This window comes from Undibacterium sp. GrIS 1.2, from assembly GCF_040544435.1.
In the GTDB taxonomy this organism is placed as follows: Bacteria; Pseudomonadota; Gammaproteobacteria; order Burkholderiales; family Burkholderiaceae_D; genus Undibacterium.
In genome coordinates this window covers 1-5,519 of the sequence record NZ_JBEONP010000110.1, presented here as the reverse complement: position 1 = coordinate 5,519, position 5,519 = coordinate 1, and the positions used below count along the sequence as shown (strand labels likewise).

9 protein-coding genes and 2 pseudogenes are annotated in these 5,519 nt (G+C 60.6%); 7 read left to right on the top strand and 4 right to left on the bottom strand.

The features are described 5' to 3' along the window. Window positions 1-71 precede the first annotated feature (71 nt). The 3 genes from AAKU61_RS22050 to AAKU61_RS22040 all read right to left on the bottom strand — a co-directional run bounded on the left by AAKU61_RS22050 (window position 72) and on the right by AAKU61_RS22040 (window position 1,586). A complete protein-coding gene (locus AAKU61_RS22050) occupies window positions 72-590 on the bottom strand; it encodes a pyridoxamine 5'-phosphate oxidase family protein (RefSeq protein ID WP_354335718.1) in 519 nt (172 codons plus the stop codon). Window positions 591-663: 73 nt separating this feature from the next. After that, entirely contained in the window at window positions 664-1,122 is a 459-nt protein-coding gene (locus AAKU61_RS22045; RefSeq protein WP_354335716.1) for a fasciclin domain-containing protein, read from the bottom strand. Between the two features lie 50 nt (window positions 1,123-1,172). Beyond that, window positions 1,173-1,586: a fasciclin domain-containing protein gene (locus tag AAKU61_RS22040; RefSeq protein WP_354335714.1), complete on the bottom strand. Its 414-nt coding sequence runs from the start codon at window positions 1,584-1,586 to the stop codon at window positions 1,173-1,175. 259 nt (window positions 1,587-1,845) lie between these two features. Here AAKU61_RS22040 and AAKU61_RS22035 point away from each other — a divergent pair, with 259 nt between their 5' ends. The 6 genes and pseudogenes from AAKU61_RS22035 (at window position 1,846) to AAKU61_RS22010 (ending at window position 4,298) form a co-directional block, all read left to right on the top strand. Further along, window positions 1,846-2,283, top strand: coding sequence for an ATP-binding cassette domain-containing protein (locus AAKU61_RS22035; protein ID WP_354335712.1), 438 nt, complete (start codon window positions 1,846-1,848; stop codon window positions 2,281-2,283). Window positions 2,284-2,290: 7 nt separating this feature from the next. Continuing rightward, window positions 2,291-2,737: pseudogene (locus AAKU61_RS22030) on the top strand (OsmC family protein). Between the two features lie 137 nt (window positions 2,738-2,874). Next, window positions 2,875-3,114 carry a DsbA family protein gene (locus AAKU61_RS22025; protein ID WP_354335710.1) on the top strand — a complete coding sequence of 80 codons (240 nt, stop codon included), beginning with the start codon at window positions 2,875-2,877 and terminating at the stop codon, window positions 3,112-3,114. Between the two features lie 168 nt (window positions 3,115-3,282). Next, window positions 3,283-3,567 carry a plasmid stabilization protein gene (locus AAKU61_RS22020; protein WP_354335708.1) on the top strand — a complete coding sequence of 95 codons (285 nt, stop codon included), beginning with the start codon at window positions 3,283-3,285 and terminating at the stop codon, window positions 3,565-3,567. After that, window positions 3,564-3,893 carry a DUF294 nucleotidyltransferase-like/CBS domain-containing protein gene (locus AAKU61_RS22015; RefSeq protein ID WP_354335706.1) on the top strand — a complete coding sequence of 110 codons (330 nt, stop codon included), beginning with the start codon at window positions 3,564-3,566 and terminating at the stop codon, window positions 3,891-3,893. Before AAKU61_RS22020 ends, AAKU61_RS22015 begins: the two co-directional genes overlap by 4 nt. Window positions 3,894-3,989: 96 nt before the next feature. After that, entirely contained in the window at window positions 3,990-4,298 is a 309-nt protein-coding gene (locus AAKU61_RS22010; protein WP_354335704.1) for an MFS transporter, read from the top strand. Between the two features lie 200 nt (window positions 4,299-4,498). Here the strand turns inward: AAKU61_RS22010 and AAKU61_RS22005 are convergent. After that, a pseudogene (locus AAKU61_RS22005) lies at window positions 4,499-5,407 on the bottom strand (transposase); the annotation flags it as partial. On the opposite strand from AAKU61_RS22005, the gene AAKU61_RS22850 reads away from it, so the two are divergent. Then, window positions 5,336-5,519 (top strand): hypothetical protein (locus AAKU61_RS22850; protein ID WP_503012674.1); only part of this gene is annotated, 184 nt, incomplete at its 3' end. The pseudogene AAKU61_RS22005 and the gene AAKU61_RS22850 sit on opposite strands and share 72 nt — an antisense overlap.

Below are 5,519 nucleotides of genomic sequence, written 5' to 3'. Positions count from 1 at the left end.
CTGGACGCCCAAACTCCGTCCGTAGTCAGAAAGTTCCTGCATAAATGATCGGAGTTGGGGTACTTTTTACTTCAACTTTTAAGTGCACCAACGCCCGACAAGGCTGTAAGCGATCCATGCTCGCCCAGCGCCACGGGCTTGCCCGCAATGACGGAGGCGATCATCCCGAACGCGCGCACCATCTTGCTGCTGGACCCATCCCAGTATTCAGCCCTATCGGGAATGAACTTCAGCAGCGCTAGGTTGCTTGAGTCCGGGCCGTCGGGAAACCACGGCTTGGCCAACAAGGTCCACAAGCTCTGGATGCGCGCACGGTCGGTATCGATTACGCCGTGGCCCGATAGCGAAACATAGGCACCTTCATCCCTGTCCGTGAAACTGAGATTGACAGCGCGCAGATGATCGACTTTCGAGGATTGCACATCGGTGAAGAACCACAGCGCGCCTTGGGCATCCATTTCCAGCGCGGTCATCGGGCGGCTGGCCAAGGCGCCGTCGTCGTCCAAGGTGGCCAGCATGGCGATCGGGATGTTTTCGATCAGCTTCGCGACGTGAGTGAGTTCGGCATTGCTCTGGGTTGCAATTTTCATGGGTGAACCTCATTGTAGTGTGCTTGTGAAGGCGCGATGGGGCGCGCGTTGCAGGCTGCCCATCGCACTGCGCTTACTTGGGCATCAACACCGTGTCGATGGCGTGGATCACCCCATTGTCGGCGGCGACATCGGCTGCCACCACTTTGGCGTTATCCACCATCGCGCCGCCCTTGGTGCTGACCTTCACGTTGCTGCCTTGCATGGTTTTCACGTTGCCGGCCTTCAGATCCGTGGACATGACCTTGCCCAGAACCACGTGGTAGGTGAGCACGGCCTTCAACTTGGTCTTGTCTTTGAGCAGCGCATCGAGGTCGGCTTTCGGGATCTTGGCAAAGGCCTCGTCGGTGGGTGCAAAGACCGTGAAGGGTCCCTTGCCCTTGAGCGTGGACACCAGATCGGCTGCCTTGAGCGCCACGACCAGCGTCTTGAAGTTGCCGGCATCCACGGCGGTGTCCACGATGTCCTTGGCCTGTGCGGCAAAGGCTGCGCCGGTGAAGGCCGCAGCTATGAGCAATTTTTTCGCATTCATTTTTGATCCTGACTTTCTTTTAAGGGGTTGGATTACTGGGTGAGCGAGCATCAAGCCGACGGCAGCAGCACCGCGTCGATGACGTGGATCAGCCCGTTGGAGGCCGCGACGTCGGTCTTTGTCACATTGACCTCGCCATTCAACTTGACACCGCCCGTTGTGCTGACCTTGAGGTCGCCGCCGTTGAGGGTCTTGGCCGTCTTTCCGTCGAGCTTGACGACGTCGGCTGCAGCAACCTTGCCGGCCACTACGTGATACTTGAGGATCGCGGTCAATTTCGGGATGTCCTTGAGTAGGCCGTCAAGGGTGCCCGCAGGCAGCTTGGCGAATGCATCGTCAGTTGGCGCAAAAACGGTGAAAGGGCCAGCACCTTTGAGGGTGTCAACGAGTCCTGCTGCTGTGAGGGCTTTGGCCAGTGTTTTGAAATGACCGTCGGCAATGGCAACATCGATCAGGGTATTCATAAGATTTTTCCTTCAGTTAAGTTGATTTGATGCCACACCTCGATTGGAGGCGTCCTGCACGACGGGATGTCTGCAGGATTTGCGGCAAGCACAAATTTACTGCTGCCAATACGGCCGGTCTGTGCGTTTGCCCACAGAGCGAGTCCTTAGGCCCACTATCTGGCGCAGTTGAGGGCAGCCCGAAGAGCAGCACTACGCACAAATGCGCCAGCGCAACGAGCCGAACTTCAAATGGAAGAGCCTGTAGTTGGTGTTCGGTTTGCAGGCACTGCTGACCTGGTTGATTGCAATGCCGTTCCTGGCCGCGCAAGGCAGACCCAATGCGGCAATGCGCGTGCAGGCTGAAGGATTGATTGACCAAGTGAGCCCGAAAGAATGGCGCAATCACTTGGTCAATGATTTGTCCGGCGGTCAGCAGCAGCGCCTGGCGCTTACCCGTGCGCTGCTCATGCGTCCCGCGCTGCTATTGACGGACGAACCCACGGGCAACGTGGACACCGTGTCCGCCAACAAAGTGTTCACGCTGATGCGCGACATCAGCCGCAGTGACACCCCGTTCTTGATCGTCACCCACGACCCACGGTTATCCGCCCGTTGCGACCGGGTGATAAAACTGGTGGATGGGCATGAGCAGAGCGACAAGGCCATCTTAGCAACGCGGCCAGGCGATGATGGCAAGCCAAAGGGCTCCGCCTGATACCACCATGACCGAGAAGACCGCCAGCGTTCATTGGGAAGGCCAGGGAAAAGAGGGCAAAGGTCAGATCAGCACCGAGAGCGGCGCCCTCGAACGCTACCCGTATGGCTTTGCCAGCCGTTTCGAGGACGACCGCCGGGGCACGAACCCGGAGGAAATATTGGCTGCCGCCCATGCAGCGTGCTTCACTATGGCATTTTCATTCGCCTGTGACAAGGCCGGTTTTGCCACCGAAAAGGTCGACACGCAGGCTCGCGTGCGCCTGAAAAAGGAGGGTGAGGGCTTCGTGATCGACCGGATCGCACTCACGCTGAAGGCCGCCGTGCCAGGGATTGAAGAAGCCAGGTTCTAGGAGATCGCCCTGGCCGCCAAGCGCGAATGTCCGCTGTCCAAGGCCCTGGCGTCCGTGACTGAGGTCAGCTTGCAGGCAACGCTTGAAGAGGTGGCTGCATGAGCGGCGCCGCGAGCGTCAAGATGCCCGAGGCCGCGCTGGCGGCGGCCGACCATGTGCTGGGCGAAGCGCATGCAAAGCTCACACTGCTGGAGTAGGGCGACTACGAGTGCTCTGCCTGCATCCAGGCCGAGCCGCTGATGCAGCACCTTGTCGACACCCACCGCGATCGGCTACGTTTCATATTCCGGCACTTACCGTTGGTGGAGATGATCCATCCGAACGTAGAGCCGGCGGCGGCACAGGGCCAGTTCTGGCCCATGCACCACCTGCTTTTTGCGCAAACCCATCACCTCACGCCAGCGGCACTGGTGGGTTATGCGCAGATCCTCGGACTAAATATGAACCGCTTCAACGCCGAGATGATTGACCACATGTAAACGCAACGGATTTAGGAACATCGCGGCGCTGAAGATAAACTGAAGTCCAAGCGCCTTGCAGCACGGCACACCGCTCACAGCGCACTGCGTTTCACTGCATCCACCTGTGGCCGCGAAGGATCCGTTACGCCGCAGAAAGCCTGGAGCGCCAAGCGCGAACGGCTATACGTGCACATCAAAGAGAGCCTGCTCGGCCAGAGCAAGCCTCAGCCACTGGCCGAGGAGATTGCCGCGCGCGTCGTCAACAAGGAGCAGGCACAAGGCGGCGAGTCCGTGGAGGCCAATACCTCATCGATCAACGACATGTCGTCCAGCCGACGTGGGGGGCTGCGCTCGCACAAGGGGCCAGGCGGCCGAACCTTGCTGCAACTTCGCAACGAGGCCCGCCAGCGCGGGCTGAACGGGCGCTCCACGATGAACAAGGCGCTGCTCGAAGCGGCCCTGTCGCCATGAATGCACAACCCCCGATCAAGCCCGCTACCGTGATGACGACCAATTTCACCGCCTGCACGACTGAATATCTGCTCTCCGACGTGCTGGCCATGATGCACGCGCGCGGCCTCATCCATGTGCTGCTTCTCGACGCTGACAGGCACCCGCTGGATGTCTTCAACGCCCACGACGGGCTGCGGGCGCTGCTGGCGGCCGGCAACCACGAAGAGGCGCTGCTGCGCAACTATGTGATGGAGCTTGGCTACCAACGAAGTCGCTGCGATGACCGGCTCGGATGCCCGCCCGGTCGTCCTGATTCTGAGCGCTGCCGAAACCTAGGCCTATAGATGAGCGAAGCCGCGCTCGCTTCATGCAACCGTGGGTAGGCGCTCGCCGCTGCCACGATCACAGCCCCTGTGGCTCCAGCGTCGCACCCGCGCGGCGTGCTGGCCACCACCATGCTCGCGTCCAGCCTCGCTTTCGTCGACGGCTCGATCGTCATCGTCGGATTGCCGGCGATTGCGCAGTCTTTGGCGGCCGACGGCGCCAGCCTATCGTGGATGATCAGCGGCAATTTGCTGCCTTTGAGCGCGCTGCTGTTGCTCGGCGGTGAGGCCGGCGATCGTTTCGGCCATCGGCACTTGTTGCTGATGGGCGTGGGCTTATGCGCCGCGGAGCCCGGGCTCCCATGGTTGATTGCCGCGCGCGTGCTGCAAGGCGTGGGCGCGGCGATGCTGATGCCCAACGGATAGGCATTTCAACCACGTGAGGCCAGGTATTACCCCTTGGAAGAGCCCTCAACCCAGGTAGAAATCCGCGTCGCGCCCTCAGCGAGGCCGTGCCTGGCCGATCCACCGCCAAAATGCGTTGTTCACAAGAGAGATTAGCGTTGCGTCGGGTATGGCGGACGCAACGCTACCCGCCAGCGCGTCTGAGTCACCGTTTTGCCCGGTCACCAGTTGATCCGCTGATCGATCTCAAAGTCGGGAGCGAGGTGTGCCGCCAGATCCCAATCTGCTGGCTCGAGTTGCGCCCCGTCATCCATCTGCGCATCACCACAGTCATCCCACAACGGTGGCCCGCGCGCCAGGGATATATGTGGAAGTTCTGGGTCCACCCCCGATGTGATCAAGAATCTTCTTGATCTGCGTGCCCTCGGTAATGAATGCGATCAGGCGCACCTGCCCACCGCACATCAGGCACAGCAGCGGGAGCACTTCGTAGATGCGGGCTACCAACACCGCCCACAGGTAGTGCGCCGGTGCGCGCTTGGGTGGCGCAGGTTCGGGCGTGCGCGGCAGGGGCGCTAGGGCGGCAATACGGGCTATCAGCTCCAGTGACGTGAGCGTGATCTCGTCGACCTTGGCGCCACGTTTGTCCGAGCCTGGCTCGCTGCGCTACTTGGCACAGCGGTATACCAAGGCGACACCTGCTTTGCCCAGGCGTTCACAAGCAAAGGGTGGGCAGGCGCAGTAGCGCAGCAGCCGCTCCAGCACTGCCCGGTCGTGTGCTTCGATGCACACACCGATGTCCACCGAGAAGCCACTGTGCGGGTAGGCCAGCATGTCTTTGGCATCACAACTCTCCAGCAGGCCTCGGCCGGCGAAGGCAAGCCGCGTGCGTCGGCGCAAATCGGCCTGAACCTGGGACACTGCGGTCTCATCGATAGCACTGGCCAGGTGAAAAACGATGCCCGGTGTGAGGATTGGGCATCGGACTCACCCTCCACTGCCACCTCCACCGGCACTTCCTCAAACACCCCATCGACCGCGCATACATAGAAGTGTACATGCCCGTTCAGGCTGGAGCCAAAGCGGTGGATGAAAGCGGCTGCGCCAATGTGCAGCGCCGCTTTGTCCACCTAGGCCGCACCTTGGCTAGTATGCGTCCGACAGACCCACCTAGACGATCAGCAAATAACCGATTTTGCCCGCAGCGGAAGCAATTCATCAATACGATTATTTTTACAGGTA